Below are 24,214 nucleotides of genomic sequence, written 5' to 3' on the forward strand. Positions count from 1 at the left end.
CGATCAGAGCCCGGCGGCGGCCCGGAGGGCGTCGACGCGATCGAGGTGCTCCCAGGTGAAGTCGGGAAGGTCGCGGCCGAAGTGGCCGTACGTCGCCGTCGTGCCGTAGATCGGGCGCAACAGGTCGAGGTCGCGGATGATCGCCGCCGGGCGGAGGTCGAAGGTCTCGGTGATGGCGCGGGTGATCGTCTCGTCGTCGACGTGGCCGGTGCCGAAGGTCTCGACATAGAGACCGACGGGGGCCGCTCGGCCGATCGCGTAGGCGATCTGCAGCTCGAGGCGCTCGGCGAAGCCGGCGGCGACGGCGTTCTTCGCCACCCAGCGCATCGCGTAGGCCGCCGAGCGGTCGACCTTCGACGGGTCTTTGCCCGAGAAGGCGCCACCGCCGTGCCGCGAGGCCCCGCCGTACGTGTCGACGATCACCTTGCGACCGGTGAGGCCGGCGTCGCCCTGCGGCCCGCCGATCTCGAAGCGCCCGGTCGGGTTGATGATGAACTTCGTACTCGATGTGTCGAGCTGGGGGGCCTCGGCAGCAAGCACCGGGCGGATGACGTGCTCGATCACGTCTCGTTCGAGGTCGGCCATCGAGATCGACGGCGAGTGCTGCGTCGAGAGCACGACCGTGTCGACCGTCTTGGGCTCGGTGCCGTCGTAGCCGACCGTGACCTGGGTCTTGCCGTCGGGGCGGAGGTAGGTGAGCAGGCCGTCTTTGCGGACGGCGCTGAGGCGCTCGGCGAGGCGGTGGGCCAGCCAGATCGGCACCGGCATCAGCTGAGGCGTTTCGGTGGTCGCGTAGCCGAACATGATGCCCTGGTCGCCGGCGCCCTGGAGGCTGAGCGCGTCGTCGCTGCCCGTGCGGGCCTCGAGGGCGATGTCCACGCCTTGCGCGATGTCGGGCGACTGCGCCCCGATCGACACCTCGACGCCGCAGGTGCGGCCGTCGAAGCTGACCGACGAGTCGTTGTAGCCGATGCCGGTGATGAGGTCGCGCACGATCGTGGGGATGTCGACGTAGCCGGTCGTCGTGACCTCGCCGGCGACGTGCACGAGCCCGGTGGTGACGAGGGTCTCGACGGCGACGCGGCTGTGTGGATCGACGGCCAGCAGGGCGTCGAGGATGCCGTCGGAGATCTGGTCGCAGATCTTGTCGGGGTGGCCCTCGGTGACCGACTCGGACGTGAACAGGCGAAGGTCGCGGGAAGGCGTCACGGAAATCCTCAAACGTGGTGCGGGGTGGCTGCTGAACTGGCTCCCCCACTCTACCGTCGCCCCTCCGACACTCCCCGGGGCCGTCGTCACTCCCCGTCATCCGCTTGCGGGCCCGGCCGGCTGGTTCGCGCCACGCCGGCCGGGTCGAACCACGGGATCCGGTGGCTCGACCCGGATCGCGTGGTTCGACGAACCTCGGGCGCCGATCGCGCACCAGCGTCGCGGCCGATCCTCCCTGGACGTGACACTTCGGCGAGGTTCCTCCCCCAGGGACGCGGCGCGGAGATTTTCGGGAGGAACACGCGCGACGGGATCCTCCCGCGGCGACGGCGGCCGGGCGTTTATCCTCCCGGGCGGCCGATCATTCGTGCGTTTCCTCCCCGGAGGTCGCCGAGTCCTCCCGAGATCGACTTCCTCCCGGGGGCACGACGAAGGCGGGCCGCCCCGAAGGGCGACCCGCCTGCGTGACGCGGCAGCGCGAACTACTCGGGGACGACCTCGAGCGGCTTCGACGTGAGCTTGTCCTCGTTGATCTCGTGCATCGCGACGGAGAGCGGCTTGTCGTCGATGGTGGAGTCGACGAGCGGGCCGACGTTGTCGAAGAGCGAGCCCTCGTGCAGGTCGGCGTAGTAGTCGTTGATCTGGCGAGCGCGCTTCGATGCGAAGATGACGAGCGCGTACTTCGACTCGACCTTCGAGAGCAGGTCGTCGATGGGCGGGTCGATGATGCCCTTGTTCCTGTCGGCCATGGTGCCTCCTAAAGTTTCGGCTGCCGGGCGGCTCGAGAATGCGCCGCAGGCAATGCCATCAAGTCTACGACCTCCTGGGCCGCTTCGCTGACCTCGTTGTTGACGACTTTCGCGTCGAACTCGTCCTGCGCAGCCAGCTCGACCTTCGCGGTCTCGAGTCGGCGCTGTTGATCGGCTGTGTCTTCGGTGCCGCGGCCGATGAGGCGGCGCACCAACTCCTCCCACGTGGGCGGCAGCAGGAACACGAGGACGGCCTCCGGCATGACCGCGCGCACCTGCCGAGCCCCCTGCAGGTCGATCTCGAGCAGCACGCTGCGGCCCTTGTCGAGCGCGGCGTCGATCGGCGGCCGCGGCGTGCCGTAGCGGAAGGAGTTGTGCACCGTCGCGTACTCGAGCAGCTCGTGCTCGGCGATCATGCGGTCGAACTCGGCGTCGTCGACGAAGTAGTAGTGCACGCCGTCGATCTCTCCGGGCCGCGGCGCCCGCGTCGTCGCCGAGATGGAGAGGTGCACATCGGGGTAGTTGTCGCGGATGTAGCTCGACACGGTGCCCTTGCCGACTGCGGTGGGCCCCGCGAGCACGACGAGACGCGATTTGAGGCGCCCCTTCGACTCACGGTGCTGCAGCCAGTCGCTGAGGGTCGTTCGCTGCCGGACGCCGAGGCCGCCGACGCGCTTGGAGTCGGCGATGCCGAGCTGCTCCATGATGCGGGCGACGCGGGTGGGCCCGATGCCGGGGATGCTCGTCAGCAGCTCGCGCACGCGGAGTGTCGCCTCGGGGGCTGTCGGTTCGGCAGCCCAGCCCGACTCGGCGACTTCGAGGGCGGTGCGAGCACGCTCGGCGACGTCCCGCTTGACGGCAGCGCGGGCCCGGCGAGCAGCGACGGCGGCCTTGGCGGCAGCAGCCCGGTCTACAGGCGGCGGGGTCATGCGAGGCACGAGGCCACCTCGTCGTGGGCCGAGCGGATCGCAGCGGCGACTGCGGAGACGGACGCTGCGGCCGTGGGCTGGGAGGCGCCGGCCTGCAGCAACGACCTCGACGCGGACACGAGCACGCTGCCCGTCGCCGCGCCGAAGAGCTGCTGCACGTCGCCGTAGCGAGCTCCCTGCGCGCCGAACCCGGGGGCGAGGATCGGCGTGCCGACCAGGGCGTCGCGCGAGATGCCGTAGTCGGCGAGCTCGACGGTGGCGCCGATCACGAGCCCCACCGAGCCCAGTGAAGACGAGCCCAGCGACGACGAGCCCAGCGAAGCGGACGGGTCGGACGCGGCGTTGTCGTGGAGCACGTCGTCGACGATACCTGCGGCGACGGTGCGGCCGTCCGACAGAATCGCCGTCTGGGTGAGACGCGCCTCAGGATTCGACGTGGCGGCGAGCACGAACACCCCGCGCCCCGAGGCGCGCGCCTTCGCGATGAATCCGGCGTTGGCGCCGAGCCCCTGGAAGGCGGCCACCGTCACGGCGTCGACACGCAGAGGCGACGCGTCGTCGAGCCAGGCGTCGCCGTAGGAGTCCATCGTGGTGCCGATGTCGCCGCGCTTCGCGTCTCCGATGACGAGGAGGTCGGTGTCGCGAGCCGCGGCCAGCACCTGCTCGAGCGCCTCGAATCCTGCCGCCCCGTAGCGCTCGTAGAACGCCACCTGCGGCTTGATCACCGGGGCGAGGCCTGAGGCCGCCTCGACGACGCGCAGGCCGAACTCCTGTGCTCCGGCCGCCGAGACCGGCAGCCCCCACTGCTCGAGCAGGTGGGGGTGCGGGTCGATGCCGACGCAGAGCTGCCCGAAGCGGCCGAACGACTCGGCGAGTCGCGAGCCGAAGGCTGCCGTCATCGGACCGACTCGGCGGCGAGACCGGCGGAGGCGGAACCGGGAGCGGAACCGGAGGCCGCGCCGGACGCGGCGGCGGCACGGTCGAGGTCTGCCTGCCGCTCGATCGCATAGTCCTGCAGGCTCGTCACCTCGTAGCGTTTGTGGGCCTGGTCGATCGACGCCACCGCGACGCCGAGCTGGGCGATCGTGGTGAACAACGCCTTGTCGGCGGCGACCGTCGCGGCGCGGATCTCGTAGCCGTCGGCGCGACCGGACGAACCGGTCGGCGTGTTGACGACGATGTCGACCTCGTCGCGGTTGATCAGGTCGACGACGCTCTCGCCGCCCTCCGAGTACTTGCCGACGACCTTCGCGTGGATCCCGTTGCGGATCAGCACGGTCGCCGTGCCCTCGGTGGCGATGATCTCGAAGCCGAGCTGCTGGAGGCGCAGCACCGGCAGCACGATCGAGCGCTTGTCGTGGTCGGCGACGCTCACGAAGACGACGCCGGACGTCGGGATCCCTCCGTACGCGGCATCCTGGCTCTTGGCGAACGCGCGCGGGAAGTCGCGGTCGATGCCCATGACCTCGCCGGTGGAGCGCATCTCGGGGCTGAGCACGCTGTCGACGACCTGGCCCTCCTTGGTGCGGAAGCGCTTGAAGGGCAGCACGGCCTCCTTCACCGAGATCGGCGAGTCGAGGGGCACGTCCGAGCCGTCCTGCACGGGCAGGAGGCCGGAGTCGACGAGGTCGCGGATCGACTTGCCGACCATGATCAGCGAGGCGGCCTTGGCGAGCGGGATGCCGAGCGCCTTCGAGACGAAGGGCACCGTGCGGCTGGCGCGCGGGTTCGCTTCGAGCACGTAGAGGACGCCGGCGGCGATCGCGAACTGCACGTTCAGCAGGCCGGAGACTCCGATGCCCTCGGCGATCTTGAGCGTCGCCTCGCGGACGCGGTCGATCTCGCCCCTGCCGAGTGTGACCGGGGGCAGAGTGCAGCTCGAGTCGCCGGAGTGGATGCCGGCCTCTTCGATGTGCTCCATGATGCCGCCGATGTAGAGCTCGTCGCCGTCGTAGAGGGCGTCGACGTCGATCTCGACCGCGTCGTCCAGGAAGCGGTCGACGAGCAGGGGCTGGCCGGGGCCGATGACGACCTCGTCGCGCACCCGCGAGAAGTAGTCGGCCATCAGCTCGGACGAGTAGACGATCTCCATGCCGCGGCCGCCGAGCACGTACGACGGGCGGACGAGCACGGGGTAGCCGATCTCTTCCGCCACCGCGACGGCGGAGTCGTAGTCGGTGCCGGTGCCGTTGCGCGGGGCGAGGAGGCCGCCCTGCTCGAGGATCTGCGAGAACAGCCCGCGCTCTTCGGCCGAGTCGATCGCATCGGGCGTGGTGCCCAGGATCGGGATGCCTGCGGCGGCGAGCCCCTGCGCGAGGCCGAGTGCGGTCTGGCCGCCGAGCTGCACGACGACCCCGACGAGCTCGCCCGAGGCGCTCTCGGCGTGGACGACCTCGAGCACGTCTTCGAGCGTGAGCGGCTCGAAGTAGAGCCGGTCGCTGGTGTCGTAGTCGGTCGAGACCGTCTCGGGGTTGCAGTTGATCATGATCGTCTCGAAGCCGGCGTCCGACAGGGCGAACGAGGCGTGGACGCACGAGTAGTCGAACTCGACGCCCTGCCCGATGCGGTTCGGGCCGGAGCCCAGGATGATGACCTTGCGGCGGTCGGACGCGACGACCTCGGTCTCGAAGTCGTACGACGAGTAGTGGTAGGGCGTAAGGGCCGGGAACTCGCCCGCGCAGGTGTCGACCGTCTTGTACACAGGGCGGAGGCCGAGGTAGTGCCGGTGGTCGCGGATGTCGTGCTCGAAGCGGCCGCGGATCTCGGCGATCTGGGCGTCGCTGAAGCCGTGGTCCTTCGCCTCGGCCATGATGTCGTAGTCAAGGTCGGAGGCGGTTCGGATGCGATCGGCGACCTCGTTGATCAGCACGATCTGGTCGATGAACCACGGGTCGATCTTGGTGGCGTCGAACACCTGCGAAGGCGTGGCGCCGGCGCGGAGCGCCTGCTGCACCGTCACGATCCTGCCGTCCGTCGGCACGGACGAGAGCTCGAGCAGAGCGTCGACGTCGCCGGGCTCGCCCTTCCAGTGGAAGCTCGAGCCGCGCTTCTCGAGCGAGCGCAGGGCCTTCTGCAGAGCCGTGGTGAAGTTGCGGCCGATGGCCATCGCTTCGCCGACGCTCTTCATGGTGGTTGTGAGCGTGGTGTCGGCGGCCGGGAACTTCTCGAACGCGAAGCGGGGCACCTTGACGACGACGTAGTCGAGGCTCGGCTCGAACGACGCTGGAGTCACCTTGGTGATGTCGTTGGGGATCTCGTCGAGGCGGTAGCCGATGGCCAGCTTGGCCGCGATCTTGGCGATCGGGAAGCCGGTGGCCTTCGAGGCGAGGGCACTCGAGCGCGAGACGCGCGGGTTCATCTCGATGACGATGATCCTGCCGTCGGCCGGGTCGATCGCGAACTGGATGTTGCAGCCACCGGTGTCGACGCCGACGCGTCGGATGATGTCGATGCCGATGTCGCGCATCCGCTGGAACTCGCGGTCGGTGAGAGTGAGTGCCGGGGCGACGGTGATCGAGTCGCCGGTGTGCACGCCGACCGGGTCGACGTTCTCGATCGAGCAGATGACGACCGTGTTGTCGGCCATGTCGCGCATGAGCTCGAGCTCGTATTCTTTCCAGCCGGTGATGCTCTCTTCGAGCAGGACCTCGCTGGTGGGGCTGGAGTGCAGGCCGTCGCCGACCATGCGCAGCAGCTCGTCGGGCGTGTGCGCGAAGCCTGAGCCGAGACCGCCCATCGTGAACGAGGGGCGGACGACGAGCGGGTAGCCGAGGTCGTCGGCGAAGGCGAGCGCCTCGTCGAGGTGGTGCGCGATGTGCGAGCGGGCCACCTCGGCACCGGACTCGATGACGAGCTCTTTGAAGATCTGGCGGTCCTCGCCGCGGTTGATCGCGTCGACCTTCGCGCCTATCAGCTCGACGCCGTGCTTGGCGAGGATGCCCGCCTTGTCGAGAGCGATCGCCGCGTTGAGAGCGGTCTGACCACCGAGGGTCGGAAGCACCGCGTCGGGGCGCTCTTTGATGATGATCGACTCCAGGATCTCGGAGGTGATCGGCTCGATGTACGTCGCGTCGGCGAAGTCGGGGTCGGTCATGATCGTGGCGGGGTTCGGGTTCACCAGGATGACGCGTACCCCCTCTTCGCGCAGCACGCGGCAGGCCTGCGTGCCCGAGTAGTCGAACTCGGCCGCCTGGCCGATGACGATCGGCCCGGAGCCGATGACGAGGACGGAATTGATGTCAGGACGTTTTGGCATTACGCGGAAGCTCCGTTACGGCTGATGACGAGGGCGCGGAACCGGTCGAAGAGGTGGTTGCTGTCGTGGGGGCCCGCGGCCGCCTCGGGGTGGTACTGGACTGAGAAGGCAGGGATATCGAGGGCGCGGAGGCCCTCCACCACGTTGTCGTTGAGCGAGAAGTGGCTGACCTCGACGCGGCCGAAGCCGGCCGGCGAGTCGAGCACGCCGTCGATGGGGGCGTCGACCGCGAAGCCGTGGTTCTGGCTCGTGATCTCGACCGTGCCGGTGGTCTTGTCCCACACCGGCTGATTGATGCCGCGGTGGCCGAAGGGCAGCTTGTAGGTGCCGAACCCGAGGGCACGGCCGAGCAGCTGGTTGCCGAAGCAGATGCCGAAGAAGGGCAGCCCGTCGCGGAGGGCGCCCTGCAGCAGCTCGACCTGCGAGTCGGAGGCGGCAGGGTCGCCGGGGCCGTTCGAGTAGAAGAGCGCATCCGGTGCGATCTCGCGCAGCTCGTCGGCCGTGACCGACTGCGGCAGGACGATCACGTCGAAGCCGCGCTCGGCGAGGTAGCGCACCGTCGAGGCCTTGACGCCGAGGTCGAGCACGGCGACGGATCCGACGCGCTGCCCCACGGCGGGCACGTCGTAGCGCTCTTTGGTGGAGACCTCGCTCGAGAGGTTGAGGCCGCGCATGTCACGCCCGGCCTTCACGATCTCGAGCATGTCGGCCTCGGGCAGCTCGGCTTCCGAGCCGGAGAAGATGCCGGCCTTCATCGAGCCGGTGTCGCGGAGGCGCCTCGTGATCGCGCGGGTGTCGACCCCGCGGATGCCGACGATGCCGTCGTCCACGAGCTGGTCGTCGAGCGAGCCCCGGGCCCGGTAGTTCGAGACGACGCGGCTGGCGTCGCGGACGACGAAGCCGGCGACCCAGATGCGGCTCGACTCCGGGTCCTCGTCGTTGACGCCGGTGTTGCCGATGTGCGGCGCCGTCATGACGACGACCTGGCCGGCGTACGACGGGTCGGTCAGGGTCTCCTGGTAGCCGGTCATGCCCGTGGCGAAGACGGCCTCGCCCAGGGTGCGTCCGGTCGCACCGTACGCGCGGCCGACGAATCGGCTGCCGTCTTCGAGCACGAGCACGGCGGGGGTGGTGGGGGTGACCGTTGTCACGGGGTGGTGTCTCCTCTGGTGGGGGCGGTGCCCGCGGCGTCTGCAGAACCTGCAGGGCCGGTCGCGGGAACGAGTGCCGTGAGAGCGTCGACGAGCGGCGTGGAGCCTTCGTTGTCGCGCAGGTAGGTGTCGACGGGCGCCTCGCCGAGGCGCCAACCGATGCGGACGAGGCCGCCGTTCTCGACGACGCGGTCGATCGTCCAGGTGGCGGTGGCGACGCTCGTGATGTCGGCGATCGGGATCAGGAAGGGGCGCACCCCCGCGATGTCGAGCACGAGGCCCTCGGGGTGCACGGTGGCGACGGCACGACCGCGGAAGCCGAGGCCATGCGTGACGATCCGGTCGAGCTGGTCGCCGGATCGCGTCGTGGCGACGTAGAACAGGTCGCGCGAGAGGGCCGCTGTGCCGAGATCGCCCTCGGCGGGGGCGGGCGTCGGGCGGGCGACGTCTGCCTGGCGGCGTCCGCGGCGCTTCCAGCCCCACCGCATGACGAAGTAGACACCGACGCACGCGAGCAGGAAGCCCGCGCCGATCACCCAGTCGATCACAGGGCGGCCGCCGTCGCGCGCTGCTCGATCAGCTCGGGGTCGAGCACGCGCCCGTCGAGCACCGTGGCGTAGCCCGAGTGGAAGGTGGCGACGACGCGGCCGGGCAGCTCGCGCTCGAGGTAGGGCGAGTTCGTGCTCTTGCCGGCGAGGTCGTCGACCGAGAATGTCCTGGTCACACTTCGATCGTAGAGCGTGATCTCGGCAGGTGACCCCACTCCGATCGGCGCCCCGTGCCCGTCGACCTGCCCGATGCGCGCCGGGGCGGCCGAGAGCACGCGCTCGACGTCGGCCCAGTCGATCAGGTCGGTCTCGACCATCGTCTTGTGCACGACGCTCAGAGCGGACTCGAGCCCGACCATTCCGTTGGCGGCGTTGTCCCACTCGCAGGCCTTCGCCTCCTTGGTGTGGGGCGCATGGTCGGTGGCGACGATGTCGATCGTGCCGTCTGCGAGGGCGGCGCGGAGGGCCTCGACGTCTTCGGCGCGGCGCAGCGGCGGGTTCACTTTGTAGCGGGCGTCGTAGGTCGACACGAGGTCCTCGGTGAGCAGCAGGTGGTGCGGGGTGACCTCGGCGGTCACGTCGAACCCGCGCGACTTCGCCCACCTGATCACCTCGACGCTGCCCGCGGTCGAGACGTGGCAGACGTGCAGGCGGGCGCCGACGTGGTGGGCGAGCAGCACGTCGCGGGCGATGATCGACTCCTCGGCGACCGCGGGCCAGCCGGCGAGCCCGAGCGTCGCGCTGAGCTCTCCCTCGTTCATCTGCGCGCCGATCGTGAGGCGCGGGTCCTGCGCGTGCTGTGCGAGCACTCCCCCGAAGCCCTTGATGTATTCGAGCGCTCGCCGCATCAGCAGCGGGTCGGCGACGCACTGGCCGTCGTCCGAGAAGACGCGCACCCGGGCCTTCGACCGCGCCATGGCGCCGATCTCCGACAGGTGGGTGCCGCCGAGACCCTGCGACACGGCGCCGATCGGGCGCACGGTCACGTAGCCTGCGCGGTCGCCGAGCGCCTGCACCTGCTCGACGACGCCGGCCGTGTCGGCGACGGGCGACGAGTTCGCCATGGCGTTGACGGCCGTGAAGCCGCCGGCCGCTGCGGCGCGAGAGCCGGTGAGCACAGTCTCGCTGCCCTCGAAGCCGGGCTCGCGGAGGTGCGTGTGCAGGTCGACGAGACCCGGCAGTGCAAGGAGCCCGTCGGCATCGATTCGAGTCGCGCCCGCTTCGCTGAGGTTCGTGCCGAGAGCCTTGACGACTCCCCCGCCGTCACGGCCTGCACCGATCAGGATGTCGGTGGTTCGGCCGTCCGAGAGGGTCGCCCCCACGATCAGGTGGTCGGTCATTTCGCTCCTTCTGTCACGGTGGGTGCGCTTGTCGCGGCGGGTGTGCTCTCGCCGCCGGCGAGGGTCAGGTAGAGCACGGCCATCCGCACGGCGACACCGTTCGTGACCTGCTCGAGCACGGTCGACTGCGGTGAGTCGGCGGCCTCGTCGCTGATCTCCAGCCCGCGGTTCATCGGCCCGGGGTGCATCACGAGCGTGGTCGGCCGCAGCCGGTGGAACCGGTCGGCCGTGAGACCCCAGGATCGCGAGTACTCGCGCCCGTTGGGGAAGAACGCCTCGTTCATGCGCTCCTGCTGGATGCGCAGCATCATCACCACGTCGGGGTCGACGGTCGCCAGAGCCTCGTCGAAGTCGTAGTGCACGTCGACGCCGAAGGCGGCGACACCGTTCGGCAGCAGCGTCGGCGGGGCGACGAACGTCACCTCGGCGCCGAGAGTCTTCAGCAGCCAGGCGTTCGAGCGGGCGACGCGGGAGTGCAGGATGTCGCCGACGATCAGCACCTTCACGCCACTGAGATCGCGGCCACGACTGGCCGTGCCGTGGATCCTGCGCCGCATCGTGAACGCGTCAAGGAGAGCCTGCGTCGGGTGCTCGTGGGTGCCGTCGCCGGCGTTGACGACGCCCGCGTCGACCCACCCGCTCTCGGCCAGCACTCGCGGGGCGCCCGAGGCGGGGTGCCGGATCACGATGCCGTCGGCCCCCATCGCGGCGAGTGTCTGCGCGGTGTCCTTCAGCGACTCGCCTTTCGAGACGCTCGAGCCTTTCGCGGCGAAGTTGATCACGTCGGCGCTGAGGCGCTTGGCGGCGGCCTCGAACGAGATGCGCGTGCGGGTGGAGTCCTCGAAGAAGAGGTTGACGACCGTGATGCCCCGGAGAGTCGGCAGCTTGCGCACCTCGCGCGTCGAGACGGCGGCCATGTCCTCGGCGATGTCGAGGATACGGAGTGCGTCGTCGCGCGACAGGTCCGCGGTGCTGAGGAGATGCTTCACCGGGTGACCTCCTCACGGTCGGGCGGCCCCTCGATGGCGACCTCTTCGCCGTCTTCGAGGTGGTCGACCCCGTCGAGACGCACGAAGATGCGCTCCTGCGCCGAGGTCGGCAGGTTCTTCCCGACGTAGTCGGCGCGGATCGGCAGCTCGCGGTGGCCGCGGTCGACCAGCACGGCGAGACGCACGATGCGGGGGCGGCCGAGCGAGCTCAGCGCATCCAGCGCGGCTCGGATCGTGCGGCCCGAGTAGAGCACGTCGTCGACCAGCACGACGGTCTTGCCGTCGATGCCGCCCTCGGGCACGCTCGTCGGCATGGGAGCCCGGGTGGGCTGGCGGCGCAGGTCGTCGCGGTACAGCGTGGCGTCGACGGCGCCGACGGGCACCGTCTGGCCGCTGATCGTGGCGAGGGCCGTCGCGATCCTGTCGGCGAGAAGGACGCCTCGGGTGGGGATTCCCATCACCACGAGATCGTCGGCCCCACGGTTGCCCTCGAGGATCTCGTGGGCGATGCGCGTGAGCGCGCGTGTGATGTCAGCCTGACTCAGCACTGTTCTGGTGCTCAATCGGACCTCCTTTCCCGTCTCTCTGGGCGGATTTGAAGGTGGTCGTGTCGTTCGACCAGCCTAGCGCTTCCCGCCCATGACAAAACTCCCGCGACCGGCACAGGATCTAGTCCGCGGACTAGATCGTGTGCCGGTCGCGGGAGTCGAGGGGGTGAGGTCAGGCCTCGAGCTGCGCGTCGAGCGTGATCTCGACACCCGTCAGCGCCTTCGAGACCGGGCAGCCGGCCTTTGCGGTGGCTGCGGCGTCGGCGAACTGCTCAGCAGTGACGCCGGTGACCTCGCCACGGACGGTGAGCTTGATGCCGGTCAGCTTGAAGCCGCCGTCGGACGAGTCCGGGCCGAGCGAGACGTCGGCCTTGACGTCGAGCGCCTCGATGGTGCCGCCGGCAGCGCCCAGGATGGCCGAGAACTGCATCGCATAGCAGGCGGAGTGCGCCGCGGCGATCAGCTCTTCGGGGCTGGTGTAGCCGCCGGCCTCGTCGGCGGCGCGCTTCGGGAAGGAGACGTCGAACGTGGCGAGCTTCGACGAGGTGAGCTCGACCTGGCCCGAGCCCTCCTCGAGGGTTCCGTTCCAGGCGGTGCGTGCGGTGCGAGTGGGCATGTGTCTCTTCTTTCGTGTGAGTGAGGCGGGAGAGGTCGGGCGGGTCAGGGGGCCGAGCGCACGCTGTCGGCGATGGCGGTGATCTGCTGCTGAAGAAGGCGGATGGCTTCAGGAGCGAGGCCGGTCGCGGCGCAGACACCGGCCGGGATCGAGGTGGCCAGCTCTCGGATCCTGCCGCCCTCGGCCGTCGGTACGACCTCGACGACCCGCTCGTCGGCGGTACTGCGGGCGCGCGTCAGGAGGCCGGCGGTCTCGAGGCGGCGCAACAGCGGCGAGAGCGTTCCGGAATCGAGGTGCAGGCGGTCGCCGAGGTGCGAGACCGAGACGGAGCCTTCCTCCCACAGCACGAGCATCACCAGATACTGCGGGTAGGTGATGCCGAGGGGGGCGAGCAGCTCGCGATAGTGCGATGTCAGCGCCCGCGACGCGCTGTAGAGCGCGAAGCAGATCTGCTCGTCGAGCAGCGGCGTTGCCGGTGCGGTGGCCATGCGCTCACAGTACCACATTGTGCACAACCAAGTTGCACGCAACATGTCCACCCCACGATCCCTAACCTTTTCGGCTCACTCTGACCGTCCGGACGGTCAGGGCGAGCCGAAAAGGTAAGGGTCGGGCGCGGTTAGAGGCCGACACTCCCCTGCATGATGCCGCCGTCAATGAAGACCGTCGTCGCAGTCATGTACGACGCCTTGCCCGACGCGAGGAAGACCACCATCTCGGCGATGTCCTCCGGTTGCGCGAGCTTGCCGACGGGGATCGAGTCGTCGAGCATCTTCAGCTTGGCGGGGTCGGCCACGGTCTCGGCGTTGATCGGGGTGTCGACGGCGCCGGGAGCCACGTTCACGACACGGATGCCGTGCGGGCCGAGTTCGACACCGGCGGTGCGGGTGAGCATGCGGGTGCCACCCTTCGAGACGCAGTAGGCGATGTTGCCTGGCATCGGCCAGTCTTCGTGCACGCTCGACATGTTGATGACAAGGCCGGGTGTCTTCTGCGTGATGAACTGCTTCGCGGCGAACTGGGTGCCGAAGAATGCGCTCTTGAGGTTGACCGCCATGATCTTCTCGAACTCCTCCTCTGTGGTGTCGAGGATGCCGGTGCGGTTCTCGATGCCGGCGTTGTTGACGATCACGTCGAGGCGCCCGTAGGTGTCGACCGCCGTCTTGACCATCGAGTGGATGCCGTCGGCGGTCGAGACATCGGCGTCGACACCGACGGCCTTGCCGCCCGCGGCCTCGATCTTGGCGATGATCTGATCGGTGACTTCGCCGTGAGCCACGTAGTCGATGACGATGTTGGCGCCCTCGCGGGCGGCCGCGATGACGATAGCCTCGCCGATGCCCGAGTTGCCGCCGGTGACGATGATGGTCTTGCCGTCGAGAAGCATGCTGCATCCTGTTCTGTGCGACACCCTGTCGCGCCCCACGGAACATACCGCCGCTCTCGATGTGCCTTCTCAGGCGTGCGGCTACCCGGCGGCGGCGGTGGAGGCGATGCGCCCGAGGAGGCCGTTGACGAAGCTCGCGGAGTCGTCGGTCGAGAGGCTCTGCGCCAGCTCGACGGCTTCGCTGATGGCGACGGCGCTCGGGATCTCGTCGTTGTGCGTCAACTCCCAGATGCCGATGCGCAGGATCGCGCGGTCGATCGTGGGCATGCGGGCCAGCGTCCAGCCCTGCGAGTAGGTCTCGATGAGCTCGTCGATCTCAGGACGGTTCTCGATGACGCCCTGCACGATGTCGCGGGCGTAGCCCCAGGAGGAGTTGCGCTCGGGCTCGGCCATCGCGCGCTGGGTCTCGGCGACGAGCGCGTCGTCGATGGAGATCTGGCGGATGTCGGCGACGTAGAGGACGTCGAGGGCGCGCTTCCGCGCCTTGGTTCGTGCGCTCACAGGTGTGCGGCGGCCTTAGTCGTTGACGCGGCCGAGGTAGCTGCCGTCGCGCGTGTCGACCTTGACCTTGGTGCCGTTCTCGAGGAAGAGGGGCACCTGGATCTCGTAGCCGGTCTCGACGGTGGCGGGCTTGGTGCCCCCGGTCGAGCGATCGCCCTGGAGGCCCGGCTCGGTGTACGTGACCTCGAGGATGACCGAGGCGGGGAGCTCGATGTAGAGCGGGTCGCCATCGTGCAGGGCGACCTGCACGTTCTGGTTCTCGAGCATGAAGTTCTTGGCGTCGCCCACGACGGTGGCGGGGATGTTGATCTGGTCGTAGTCGGTCGTGTCCATGAACACGTAGCCGTCGGCCTCGGCGTAGAGGTAGGTGTACTCGCGGCGGTCGACGTTGGCGAAGTCGACCTTCGTGCCGGCGTTGAACGTCTTGTCGACGACCTTGCCAGTCATGACGTTCTTCATCTTGGTACGGACGAATGCGCCGCCCTTGCCCGGCTTCACGTGCTGGAACTCGACGATGTTCCAGAGCTGGCCGTCGAGGTTGAGAACGGCGCCGTTCTTGATGTCGTTAGTGGTGGCCATGCGCGGAAGTCCTTTGTGAAGATGAAGTGAGAGGGGGCCCGGGCCCCCGTGCGTGCGGCCGCTCGGGCCATCGACAAGTCTACCCGAGAGTCTACGCGCGCCCCTGAGGTGTGCTCCGGCTCGCGCAACACCCCGCGTTTCGGCCGACCTCCCCGCGCCGCGGCGCTGGCACCTCGGCCGAAACGCGGGGTCTCACATGACTGCGCGCATCACGCCCGCGTAGACGAGACACACGAAGACCAGGGCACTTGCGATGATGGCGGCACCTGCCAGAACGGCGCCGAGCCCCGGGACGGAAGCCACGAGAAGTACGATCAGCACCACGGTCGAGAGGAGCACCACCGCCTGGAACGCCGCGAGCACCACGAGGCCGGGGCTGAGCCTCGGCAGGCGTCGCAGGAAGTCGGAGCCGCCCTGGCCGAGACCTCGCCGGTAGCGGCGCCACGCCAGGGCGAGGCCCACGATCATCAATACGCCCACACCGGCGATCGCCCCCCGGACTCCCCCGGACAGGTGCGACGACCCGATGCTCATCGCCGCGATGAGTCCGACCAGCATCAGGCCGGAGAGCAGGATGCCGTTGACCCAGTCGAGCGAGCGCAGCACGGCGCGCCGGAGTCGCCGTGCGATGATGCGCGACCCCGGGTTCTCGGCGAGCATCTCCGCGAACGCGGCCGTGGCATCCCCCAACTTATTGCTGTCGAGCTTGACCTGCGCCAGCTGTCGCTTCGCATAAGCGTGAGCGGGGTCGAGTCGGAGGACCTCGCGATAGAAGGTCTCCGCGCCGTCGATGAAGCCCTTCGAGTGGGCGAGCCGAGCACTGACCAGTAAGGCGCCGGGCTCGTTCGGAGCCAGCGCAACGGCCTCTTGGGCTGCATCCCAGGTGTCCTCCGTCACGCGATTGTTCTCGATGTCGACCTCCACTCGTTGAGCATGGGTGACCCAGTTTCCGGGGGCGAGATCGATCGCCGTCAGAGCCGCCTTCAGCGCCTCATGATGGTCCCGATTGCGCGAGGCCGATGCCGCGACGAGACGCCACGCCCATTCGTTCGACGGATCGGCCTGGACGGCCTTTCGGGCCCACTCGAGGGATGCGCGAGTGGCGCGCACTTGCAGGCTGGCCTCGGCCATCAGAAGGACGGTGGCGTGACTGACGTCGCCTTGCCCCGTCAGTTTCGTCAGAATGCGATGCGCCTCTTTCGGCCGGCCGAGGTCGAGGCACAGCTGTGCAATGGTCACATCGTCGTCGTCCCTCGTCGCCGAGGCCCCCTGCGTCGTCATGTCGTCAGTGTGGCTGGAGGCGCCGTGCCGTGCCACCCCACGATCGGGTGGCGCGCGTGCCCAGGATGCCGGCGGCGAGGCAGCCGACGAACGGCACGAGGATCAATAGCCAGCGCAGCCCGAACTGCAGCGTCACGGGCAGGCCGTCGGCGCCCCGGTCGAAGACGGCGATCGACCACGTCACGGCGAAGATCGCCACCGGCAGGGCGACGAGCAGCCACCGAACGCCTCGGACCCTGTGTGCGGCGAACCAGATCGCCGTCACAGCGGCGTACGTGATTGCGAACCACATCCAGTCCAGCGACGTGAAGAGTCGGAACACCCCGAGCAGCTCGCCCCCGAAGATCGCGATGACGGGCAGGACGGCCGCGCTCGACAGGCCGCGGCGCGCGCGTCCTGCTCCGTCGATCAGGGCGAGGGCCGCGATGAACGCGAGGCCGGGGACGAGGGAGACGAATGCCGCGCTGACGTGGACGAGGGCGTGGAACCATGGACTCTGCTCGTACCGGTCGAGCAGATCGAGCAGCACGACGCCGAACACCATCGACGCGAACGCGAGCGCGATGAGAAGCGGCGCCAGGCGGACGGCGCGCGGGCCGCGGGATCCTGCAGCCACGGCCTCGCCCCAGGTCGAGCGACGACCCGAGCGACGGTGGAAGAGCGCCGTCGTGAACGCGCCCATCGCGAGCCGGAAGGCGCTCAGGTCGAGGTCGGCTGCGCCGTCGAGGTCGGCGAGCCACTGCTCGCGGCGGGTCTCGCGGTGCGCTTCGGGCGAGAGGGCGACAGCGGCCTCGACGAGGCGGCGGCTGAGGGGGCGAGCGGCGGTCACGAGGTCACCGCCCGACCCGAGCCGCCGGCCGAGCCGCTCGCCGAGTCGCTCGCCGAGCCGCTCGCCGAGGCGCTGCGCGACGGGCGGGCCGCGGCCACGGCCCGCCGGGCATCCGCGGTCTCGTGCAGCTCCTGTGCGGCGACCCGGCCCTCGGGCGTGAACTCGTAGAGGCGCCGGCGCGGCCCGCTGCGCTCGCCCTCGGCCTCCCATGAGCCGACGATCCAGCCCTGGCGCTCGAGGCGCTCGAGGATCGGGTAGATCGTGCCGGACGGCCGCCCGGTCGCCTTGATGACGACAAGGCCCCAAAGCGGCCCGTCGTCGCTGTCGAGCAGCGCCTCGAGCACGTCGAGCGTCGGGGCGGTGACGCGTTGGATCGGTTCCATGGCGCTAACCTAGCTATGTCGATTAGGCGCTGTCAAGAGCGAACGTCCCACGAGCACCATGCCCCCAAGCACAGGGGCCGTGAGGGGGTCAGATGCCGCGGCTGATCCTGGTGCCCGGTTTCGAGCTCGTGTAGTCGGCCTCGTCGAGGATCTCGTCTTCGAGCTCGTCGTCGGCGGGGCCGCGGCGCGCCCTGCGATACTCCCGGCGCTCGTCGAGCCACCGTCGGTCCTCCTCGTCGCTGTAGCGATTGTCGAACTCGCGGTTGATCAGCGTGAAGTACAGCACCACTGCGACGAGGCCGGCCAGCGCGATCGCGATCGCCGTGAAGAGGGTCGGGCCGTAGTCGATGACGGGCTTCAGAATGGCGGCCGGCCGGGTGGCCACGGCCGGGCTCTCGGAGACCATCTGGCCGTAGGCGCCGGTGTAGGTCGGCAGGTGCAGCTTGCTCTGGAGGTCGGGCAGGCCGATGACGGCGACCTCGTCGGACCCGGGGATGTCGGTGCGACCGGAGATCTGCGGCTCGGACGCGGCGAGACGCGCCGTGACTGTCACGCGCCCGGATGGAGGGGCCGGGATCGAGTCGGGGTAGTCGTGCGTCGTGCCGGTGGCGAGCCAGCCGCGGTCGACGATGAACACCGACCCGGATGCCGTCTGCAGAGGCACGAGCACCTCGAACCCGGGGTTGTCGTTGTACGACCGATCACGTGCGAGGAAGGTCTTCGAGGAGAGGTAGTGCCCCGAGACACTGACCTTTCTGAACTGGTCGTCGGCGGAGTACGCCTCGCGGTCGGGAAGCAACGCGCCGATCGCGACCGGCCTCTGGTCGTAGTTCTGGTTCTGCAGGTGGAGGGCGGAGACGACCTGGCCGAAGGTGTGCCACTGCCAAGCCGACCCGATCACGCAGATGATCGTGAACACGAGGGCGCCTGCCCCGAACTGCAGCCACTTGCGTTCGAGAACGAATCTCCACTGCTGCACCGTGTCTCCTCCTGGCCTCGTCCGAACCGTAGTGGATCCGGCCAAGAGCCACCTGGCCGTGCGGTTGCGGTGCTCGAGGTTCAGCGCCGCCGCCGGCCGTCCCAGATCGCCTGCAGCGGCGGGTACAGCTCGGCGTGGTCGCGCGGCAGGGCCTCCTTCACCCGCCGGCTCTCGTCGTCGGCGAGGATCTCGACCTCGCCGCGCTCGATCCCGTCGAGAGTCTGCGCGACGACATCCTGCGGGCTGACCTTCGGGGCCCTGACCCGAGTCACCATCTCGGTGTCGATGAAGCCCGCGTGCACGGCCGTCACGAGGGTGCCCTGCTCGTGCAGCTCGAGTCGGACCGCGTTGGTCAACGACCATGCGGCCGCCTTCGAGGCACCGTAGCCGCCGCTGGCCACGGGGGCGATCCAGCTCGCGACCGAGAGCACGTTGACGATCGCTCCCCCGCCGTTCCGGGCCAGCACCGGTGCGAAGGCCCGGCACAGGCGCAGCGTGCCGAAGAAGTTCACCTCCATCTCGTCGCGCGCGGCCTCGTCGGTCTCGGCGGCGATGAGCGGGTCGAGTCGCATGATGCCAGCGTTGTTGATCAGGATCTCGACGTCACCGCAGCGTTCGGCCGCAGCCGTGACGAGCGCTGCGTCCGTGACGTCGAGCGGGATCGTCACCACGCGTGGGTCGTCGCTCACCGGGTGCCCCGGCCGAGTGCCGGCGTAGACCCGGGCCGCGCCCCGTTCGAGCAGCGCCTCGACGAAGGCGGAGCCGAGCCCACGGTTCGCGCCCGTGACGAAGGCGACCGAGTCGGCTACCTTCACGGCGCCACCGGTGCCAGCCGCTCGCGGAGGAAGGCGACCACCCGCTCGCGCGCGGCCAGAGCCGGGTGCCCCTTCACCTCGCGCACCTCGTGTGTCAGCACCGAGTGCGCAGACCCGGCGAAGCCCCACTCGTTGCCCGGCGACGAGTCGAGCTGGATCACCTCGAAGGCGTCGCCGAGCTTCCGCTTGATGGCGTCGAAGCGGGCGGGCGGCACCACGGAGTCGTTGCTGAACCGCAGCCCGATCGCACAGACGGCGCCCTCGTTCGCGCGCTGGGCGATGCGATCGAATTCGGCGACCGAGACGCTCGGATCCTGCCTCGCGGCCTTGGAGATCGGGAAGGGCACGCCGGGCTGGCTCAGCACCGAGGCCGCCACCGAGTCGTCGACCGCCGCGGCCAGGGCGAAGCCGCCGGTGAAGCACATGCCGATCACGCCGACGGACCCGCCGGTGCGGGATGCGAGGTCGGAGGCGACCGCGCGCAGGTAGTCGGTGATCGGGCGGTGGGCGTTCGTGGCGAAGGCGCGGAACTCGGCGGCGACACAAAGGCGGGCCACGACGCGCAGGGCGTAGCCGGCAGAGACGGGCCGCCCGGGCTCGCCGAACGGCGACGGGATGACCACGGTGAAGCCCTCGTCGACGAGGTGGTCGGCGAGGCCCAACACCTCGGTCGTGATGCCCGGAACCTCGGGGATCAGCACGACGCCGGGGCCGGCCCCCTTCTCGAAGCAGTCGTACGTCAGCCCGCCTCCGGTGAAGGGCGAGCGCACCCAGCCGGTGAGGTCGGATTCGGGTGCTCTCGTCGGCATCGTGCGTCCTCTCGGGCGCGGCCGCTCGGCGGCGCCAGGGTCAGCGTACGGCTGCGGGGACGGTTGTGGCCGCGGTCGCCGGCACGGTCGCCTCATGGCGACGGCGGTTCTTGACGGGCTCCAGGATCAGTCGCGCGACGAGATTGCGCGACACGAACCACGCGGTGTCGGCGAGCCCGAGGGCCAGGCCGAACGCTGCCATCCTGATCTGCTCCATGCCGCCAGCCTGCGCCTCCCGCAGCCGCTCGGCGCAGTCCCAGTTCGGGTGCCGCCCGCCGCCCCGGAGTACGGTCGGCCCCATGAGGGCGAGGAAGCCGCGGCCACCGGTCTGGGAGCAGGGCACGTCTCGCGCCTACCGCGAAGGTCGGCTGCAGGATCCCGGTTCGCCGGTTCCGCCCCCGCGGCGGGTGCTCTTCGCGGGCATCTGGGTGCTCCAGACTGCAGCCGTGGCAGCCCTGGTCACGTCGTTCGTGCTCGATACCACGACGAAGGTCGACTTCTTCTGGGTCTACTACCCGGGTTACGCCGGCTTCCTCGTCAGCAACGGCTTCTTGCGAGGGTGGTCGAGACGGCGGGGGCCGTCCACGCGGCGGACGAAAGGTCTTGTCGTGGTGAGCTCGATCGTGCTGGCCGCGTGGATCACCGTGACGATCCTGAACGGCTCGCTCTGGCATGGGCGCGGCCCCGGGGTTGCGATCCCGCTGGCTGCGGTCGGCCTGGTCGTCGGTCTCGGCTGGGCGGTCTCGCTGTACCGCGCTGGCGGCGCCGGCTGGCGCTGGCGCTGACCGTCTCGGCCGGTGCCGTGCGTCGAGGCACCACCGATCAGACGAGAAACGGCCCCGCGGAGGGCGGAATCGGTCGGATCGGAGGTGCCTCGGCGGCGCCGGGCGCTGGGCGCTGGGCGCCGGGCGCCGGGCGCCGGGCGTCAGCCGGCCGAAGGCGCGGCGGGAGCGGCGGCCGCGGCGCGCAACTGCACACGCTCGGCGGCGGCACGCACGGCGAGGCGGTAGGAGTCGACGCCGAGACCCGCGATGATGCCAGTCGACACGGCCGAGATGACGCCGGCGGCGCGGAAGTCGTCGCGCGACGCCGGGTTGGCGAGGTGGACTTCGATCAGCGGCAGGCCGGTGTCGACCACCAGGGCTGCCGCGTCGCGCAGCGCGTACGAGTAGTGCGTGAACCCGCCCGGGTCGAGCACGACGCCCCAGCCGTCGTCGGCCGCCTGGTGCAGCCACGTGATGAGTTCGGCCTCGTCGTCGGTCTGCCGGAAGTCGACGGCGACGTCGACGAGGCCGTCGAGCCCTTCGAGGCCGCGGCGGAGCTCGGCCACCGACTCGTTCGCACCGGAGCCCTGCCCGGCGGCCGCGCCGCCGGGCAGACGTAGGCCCCGCCGCCCGATGTCGGGGCCGACGACCACGAGGACGGTCGTCACGAGCCGATCTCTTGGTAGGCCGCGAAGAGCAGGCTGTTGTCGGGCGCCTCGAGCACGGTCGGCCGGGCGATGTCGTCGAGCACGATGAACCGGAGGTGCCCGGCGCGCGCCTTCTTGTCGCGCTGCATCGTGGCGAGAAGCGTCGACCAGCGGCCGGTCGGGTAGCTGATCGGCAAGCCGAGCGAGGTCAGGATGCTGCGGTGCCGGTCGACGACCTCGTCGGAGAGCCGCCCTGCGAGCCGCGACAGCTCGGCGACGAAGACCATGCCGATCGACACGGCGGTCCCGTGGCGCCACTGGTATCTCTCGGCGTGCTCGATCGCGTGCCCGAGGGTGTGGCCGTAATTCAGGATCTCGCGGAGCCCGGCCTCGGTGAAGTCCTCGCCGACCACCCGCGCCTTGAGCGCGATCGAGAGCTCGACGACGCGACGGAACTCAGGCGTGGTGGGGTCGACTACCCGATCGACGGAGGCCTCGATGATGTCGAGGATCTCGGGCTCGGCGATGAAACCGGCCTTCACGATCTCAGCGAACCCGGCCAGGATCTCGTTGCGCGCGAGCCCGTCGAGCAGGTCGAGGTCGGCCAGCACACCGGCCGGTGCGTAGAACGAGCCGACGAGGTTCTTGCCCTCGTTCGTGTTGATGCCGGTTTTGCCGCCGACACTCGCGTCGACCATGCCGAGCACCGTGGTGGGGATCTGCACGAGCTTCACGCCGCGCAGCCAGGTCGCAGCGACGAAGCCCGCGAGGTCGGTGGTCGCTCCCCCGCCGAGCCCGACGACTGCGTCGGTGCGGGTGAAGTCGGCCTGGCCCAGGATCTGCCAGCAGAAGGCAGCCACCTCGACCCGCTTGCCGGCCTCGGCGTCGGGCACCTCGGCCATGAGCGCCTCGTAGCCGGCGGCGACGAGGCTGGTGCGCAGCTGTTCGGCTTTCGCGCCGAGGGGCGGCGCGTGTACGATCAGCACCTTCTTGACCTTCGGCCCGAGCACGTCGGGAAGCTCGGCGACGAGGCCGCGGCCGACGAGCACGTCGTACGGGGCCGCACCCGAGACGGAGATGACGGTGGTGGGCACGCCCACCGTGGGGGCGCCGGCATCGAGTGGCGCTGCGGCGGGGGCGTCGGTCATGGCTGGTCCGTTCCGACCCAGCGCACGATGTCGTCGACGACATGGGCGATGGGCCTGTTCGAGGTGTCGACCGTGAAGTCGGCGAGGGAGGCGTAGATCGGAGCTCGCCGGTCGGCGATCTCCTTCCAGGCGGTGAGACCGTCGTGGTGCAGGAGCGGGCGGTCTCTGCCGGTGATCCTGCTCGTGACGGCCTCGGGGGTGACGGTGAGGAGCACTACGTGAGCAGTCTGCAGCCGAGAGCGGGTGTCAGGATGCAGGACGGCGCCGCCGCCGACCGAGACGACCGTCTCGGCATCCTGCAACGCCTTCGACACCACCTCGTGCTCGACCTCGCGGAAGCGCTCTTCGCCGTGGGCCTCGAAGAAGTCGGCGATGACGCCGTGCTCGCGCACGAAGACGCGGTCGGTGTCGACGAAGCTGCGCCCGAGAGCCTTTGCCAGCTTTTTGCCGACGCTCGACTTGCCCGCGCCCATGGGGCCGATCACGACGACGGGCCGGGTGGTGCGCTCGGCCATCAGAGCGAGGCCGCAGCGACTCCGGTGCCGGCGGCGACGGTGGACTCGGCGGTCGTGGTGAGCAGGTCGGGGATCGCGTCGAGGTAGGAGGTGAGGTTGCGGCTGGTCTCGTCGATCGAATCGCCGCCGAACTTCTCGACGACGGCGTTGGCGAGCACGAGTGCGACCATCGCCTCGGCCACGACGCCGGCAGCCGGCACGGCGCAGACGTCGGAGCGCTGGTGGTGGGCGCTGGCGGTCTCGCCCGTGGCGACGTCGACGGTCGGCAGGGCGTGCGGCACGGTCGCGATCGGCTTCATGCCGGCGCGGACGCGCAGCACGGTACCCGTCGACATGCCACCCTCGGTGCCGCCGGCGCGATCGGTCTCGCGGGCGATGCCCTGCCCGGTCTGGAGCAGCGCGTCGTGCGCCTTCGAGCCGCGGCGTGTCGTGGTGAGGAATCCGTCGCCGATCTCGACGCCTTTGATCGCCTGGATGCTCATCAGCGCCTCGGCGAGCTTGGCGTCGAGCTTGCGATCCCACTGCACGTGCGAGCCGAGCCCCGGGGGGACGTTGTAGGCGAGCACCTCGACGATGCCGCCGAGGGTGTCGCCGTCTTTCTTCGCCTCGTCGACTTCGGCGACCATGAGGGCGCTCGTCTCGCCGTCGAAGCAGCGCAACGGGTCGGCGTCGAGTGCTTCGACGTCGTCGAGGGTCGGCAGGGGACGCCCCTCGGGCACGCGGACGGGCCCGATCGAGAGGGTGTGGCTGACGAGTTCGATGCCGAGCTCGGCCAGGAACGACTTCGCGATGGCGCCGAGGGCGACGCGCGCGGCGGTCTCGCGGGCGCTGGCGCGCTCGAGGATGGGGCGGGCCGAGTCGAAGCCGTACTTCTGCATGCCGACGAGGTCGGCGTGGCCGGGGCGCGGGCGCGTGAGCGGTGCGCTGCGACCCCGGGAGGCCTCGCTCACCTCGACGGGCTGCGAGTTCATGACCTCTTCCCACTTCGGCCATTCGGTGTTGCCGACGCGGAGGGCGATGGGGCTGCCGATCGAGCGGCCGTGGATGACACCACCCGAGATGTGCAGTTCGTCTTGCTCGAACTTCATGCGCGAGCCGCGGCCGTAGCCGAGCTTGCGCCGGGCCAGGTCGGCCTGGATGTCGTCGAGGAGCACGGGCACGCCGGCGGGCAGGCCCTCGAGAACGGCAATGAGTTCGGGGCCATGAGACTCACCCGCGGTCAACCAACGAAGCATGGAGTCGA

27 protein-coding genes are annotated in these 24,214 nt (G+C 69.8%); 1 reads left to right on the forward strand and 26 read right to left on the reverse strand.

All coding sequences use genetic code 11. The annotated features are described in order from the left end of the window. Positions 1-3: 3 nt before the first annotated feature. The 22 genes from metK to AX769_RS13060 form a co-directional block, all read right to left on the reverse strand. Positions 4-1,209 carry a methionine adenosyltransferase gene (metK, locus tag AX769_RS12955; RefSeq protein ID WP_066280002.1) on the reverse strand — a complete coding sequence of 402 codons (1,206 nt, stop codon included), beginning with the start codon at positions 1,207-1,209 and terminating at the stop codon, positions 4-6. Positions 1,210-1,691: 482 nt separating this feature from the next. Beyond that, positions 1,692-1,958, reverse strand: a complete 267-nt coding sequence (gene rpoZ, locus AX769_RS12960) for a DNA-directed RNA polymerase subunit omega (RefSeq protein WP_066280005.1) — start codon at positions 1,956-1,958, stop codon at positions 1,692-1,694. Positions 1,959-1,966: 8 nt separating this feature from the next. Further along, the gene (gene gmk / locus AX769_RS12965; protein WP_066280006.1) at positions 1,967-2,887 is read right to left on the reverse strand and encodes a guanylate kinase; all 921 of its coding nucleotides are present in this window, start codon (positions 2,885-2,887) and stop codon (positions 1,967-1,969) included. Further along, positions 2,884-3,786: an orotidine-5'-phosphate decarboxylase gene (pyrF, locus tag AX769_RS12970; RefSeq protein WP_066280008.1), complete on the reverse strand. Its 903-nt coding sequence runs from the start codon at positions 3,784-3,786 to the stop codon at positions 2,884-2,886. Before pyrF ends, gmk begins: the two co-directional genes overlap by 4 nt. Beyond that, entirely contained in the window at positions 3,783-7,142 is a 3,360-nt protein-coding gene (carB, locus tag AX769_RS12975) for a carbamoyl-phosphate synthase large subunit (RefSeq protein ID WP_082763798.1), read from the reverse strand. Before carB ends, pyrF begins: the two co-directional genes overlap by 4 nt. Then, on the reverse strand, positions 7,142-8,293 hold the full coding sequence (gene carA / locus AX769_RS12980) for a glutamine-hydrolyzing carbamoyl-phosphate synthase small subunit (RefSeq protein WP_239451783.1): 1,152 nt from the start codon (positions 8,291-8,293) through the stop codon (positions 7,142-7,144). Before carA ends, carB begins: the two co-directional genes overlap by 1 nt. Then, positions 8,290-8,841 carry a hypothetical protein gene (locus AX769_RS12985; protein ID WP_066280011.1) on the reverse strand — a complete coding sequence of 184 codons (552 nt, stop codon included), beginning with the start codon at positions 8,839-8,841 and terminating at the stop codon, positions 8,290-8,292. The genes carA and AX769_RS12985 overlap by 4 nt, the downstream gene beginning before the upstream one ends. Continuing rightward, entirely contained in the window at positions 8,838-10,181 is a 1,344-nt protein-coding gene (locus tag AX769_RS12990; protein WP_066280013.1) for a dihydroorotase, read from the reverse strand. The genes AX769_RS12985 and AX769_RS12990 overlap by 4 nt, the downstream gene beginning before the upstream one ends. Next, a complete protein-coding gene (locus tag AX769_RS12995; protein ID WP_066280015.1) occupies positions 10,178-11,170 on the reverse strand; it encodes an aspartate carbamoyltransferase catalytic subunit in 993 nt (330 codons plus the stop codon). Before AX769_RS12995 ends, AX769_RS12990 begins: the two co-directional genes overlap by 4 nt. Beyond that, entirely contained in the window at positions 11,167-11,733 is a 567-nt protein-coding gene (gene pyrR / locus AX769_RS13000; protein ID WP_066280017.1) for a bifunctional pyr operon transcriptional regulator/uracil phosphoribosyltransferase PyrR, read from the reverse strand. Before pyrR ends, AX769_RS12995 begins: the two co-directional genes overlap by 4 nt. A gap of 157 nt (positions 11,734-11,890) precedes the next feature. Next, complete coding sequence (locus AX769_RS13005; RefSeq protein ID WP_066280019.1) at positions 11,891-12,334, reverse strand: OsmC family peroxiredoxin; 444 nt, start codon at positions 12,332-12,334, stop codon at positions 11,891-11,893. Positions 12,335-12,378: 44 nt separating this feature from the next. Then, positions 12,379-12,822, reverse strand: a complete 444-nt coding sequence (locus AX769_RS25840) for a MarR family winged helix-turn-helix transcriptional regulator (protein ID WP_066283668.1) — start codon at positions 12,820-12,822, stop codon at positions 12,379-12,381. A gap of 131 nt (positions 12,823-12,953) precedes the next feature. Further along, positions 12,954-13,721 (reverse strand): glucose 1-dehydrogenase, encoded by a 768-nt coding sequence (locus AX769_RS13015; protein WP_066280021.1) that lies wholly within the window; start codon positions 13,719-13,721, stop codon positions 12,954-12,956. Between the two features lie 81 nt (positions 13,722-13,802). Further along, positions 13,803-14,222, reverse strand: a complete 420-nt coding sequence (gene nusB, locus AX769_RS13020; protein WP_066280028.1) for a transcription antitermination factor NusB — start codon at positions 14,220-14,222, stop codon at positions 13,803-13,805. 15 nt (positions 14,223-14,237) lie between these two features. Further along, positions 14,238-14,801 (reverse strand): elongation factor P, encoded by a 564-nt coding sequence (gene efp, locus AX769_RS13025; RefSeq protein ID WP_066280030.1) that lies wholly within the window; start codon positions 14,799-14,801, stop codon positions 14,238-14,240. A 192-nt stretch (positions 14,802-14,993) separates the two neighbouring features. Beyond that, complete coding sequence (locus tag AX769_RS13030; RefSeq protein WP_157887612.1) at positions 14,994-16,082, reverse strand: hypothetical protein; 1,089 nt, start codon at positions 16,080-16,082, stop codon at positions 14,994-14,996. A gap of 4 nt (positions 16,083-16,086) precedes the next feature. Then, positions 16,087-16,911 (reverse strand): hypothetical protein, encoded by an 825-nt coding sequence (locus AX769_RS13035; protein ID WP_066280033.1) that lies wholly within the window; start codon positions 16,909-16,911, stop codon positions 16,087-16,089. Next, entirely contained in the window at positions 16,908-17,294 is a 387-nt protein-coding gene (locus AX769_RS13040) for a PadR family transcriptional regulator (RefSeq protein ID WP_066280036.1), read from the reverse strand. The genes AX769_RS13035 and AX769_RS13040 overlap by 4 nt, the downstream gene beginning before the upstream one ends. An 88-nt stretch (positions 17,295-17,382) precedes the next feature. Beyond that, the gene (locus AX769_RS13045; protein ID WP_066280042.1) at positions 17,383-18,273 is read right to left on the reverse strand and encodes an SURF1 family protein; all 891 of its coding nucleotides are present in this window, start codon (positions 18,271-18,273) and stop codon (positions 17,383-17,385) included. Positions 18,274-18,353: 80 nt separating this feature from the next. Beyond that, a complete protein-coding gene (locus AX769_RS13050) occupies positions 18,354-19,088 on the reverse strand; it encodes an SDR family oxidoreductase (RefSeq protein WP_066280044.1) in 735 nt (244 codons plus the stop codon). Then, positions 19,085-19,897: a dienelactone hydrolase family protein gene (locus tag AX769_RS13055; RefSeq protein WP_066280045.1), complete on the reverse strand. Its 813-nt coding sequence runs from the start codon at positions 19,895-19,897 to the stop codon at positions 19,085-19,087. Before AX769_RS13055 ends, AX769_RS13050 begins: the two co-directional genes overlap by 4 nt. Positions 19,898-19,937: 40 nt before the next feature. Next, positions 19,938-20,198, reverse strand: coding sequence for a hypothetical protein (locus tag AX769_RS13060; RefSeq protein ID WP_157887613.1), 261 nt, complete (start codon positions 20,196-20,198; stop codon positions 19,938-19,940). Between AX769_RS13060 and AX769_RS13065 the strand changes: the two genes are divergently transcribed. Continuing rightward, on the forward strand, positions 20,197-20,682 hold the full coding sequence (locus AX769_RS13065) for a hypothetical protein (protein WP_157887614.1): 486 nt from the start codon (positions 20,197-20,199) through the stop codon (positions 20,680-20,682). The two genes, AX769_RS13060 and AX769_RS13065, sit on opposite strands and share 2 nt — an antisense overlap. Positions 20,683-20,822: 140 nt before the next feature. On the opposite strand, the gene AX769_RS13070 is transcribed toward AX769_RS13065, so the two are convergent. Genes AX769_RS13070 through aroC form a run of 4 tightly spaced genes read right to left on the reverse strand, consistent with a single transcriptional unit; the run spans position 20,823 to position 24,206 of the window. Beyond that, a complete protein-coding gene (locus AX769_RS13070) occupies positions 20,823-21,329 on the reverse strand; it encodes a type II 3-dehydroquinate dehydratase (RefSeq protein WP_066280056.1) in 507 nt (168 codons plus the stop codon). Then, positions 21,326-22,456 carry a 3-dehydroquinate synthase gene (gene aroB / locus AX769_RS13075; protein WP_082763800.1) on the reverse strand — a complete coding sequence of 377 codons (1,131 nt, stop codon included), beginning with the start codon at positions 22,454-22,456 and terminating at the stop codon, positions 21,326-21,328. Before aroB ends, AX769_RS13070 begins: the two co-directional genes overlap by 4 nt. Then, complete coding sequence (locus tag AX769_RS13080) at positions 22,453-22,971, reverse strand: shikimate kinase (RefSeq protein ID WP_066280060.1); 519 nt, start codon at positions 22,969-22,971, stop codon at positions 22,453-22,455. The genes aroB and AX769_RS13080 overlap by 4 nt, the downstream gene beginning before the upstream one ends. After that, positions 22,971-24,206 carry a chorismate synthase gene (gene aroC, locus AX769_RS13085; RefSeq protein ID WP_066280065.1) on the reverse strand — a complete coding sequence of 412 codons (1,236 nt, stop codon included), beginning with the start codon at positions 24,204-24,206 and terminating at the stop codon, positions 22,971-22,973. The genes AX769_RS13080 and aroC overlap by 1 nt, the downstream gene beginning before the upstream one ends. Positions 24,207-24,214: the final 8 nt, after the last annotated feature.

This window comes from Frondihabitans sp. PAMC 28766, from assembly GCF_001577365.1.
In the GTDB taxonomy this organism is placed as follows: Bacteria; Actinomycetota; Actinomycetes; order Actinomycetales; family Microbacteriaceae; genus Frondihabitans.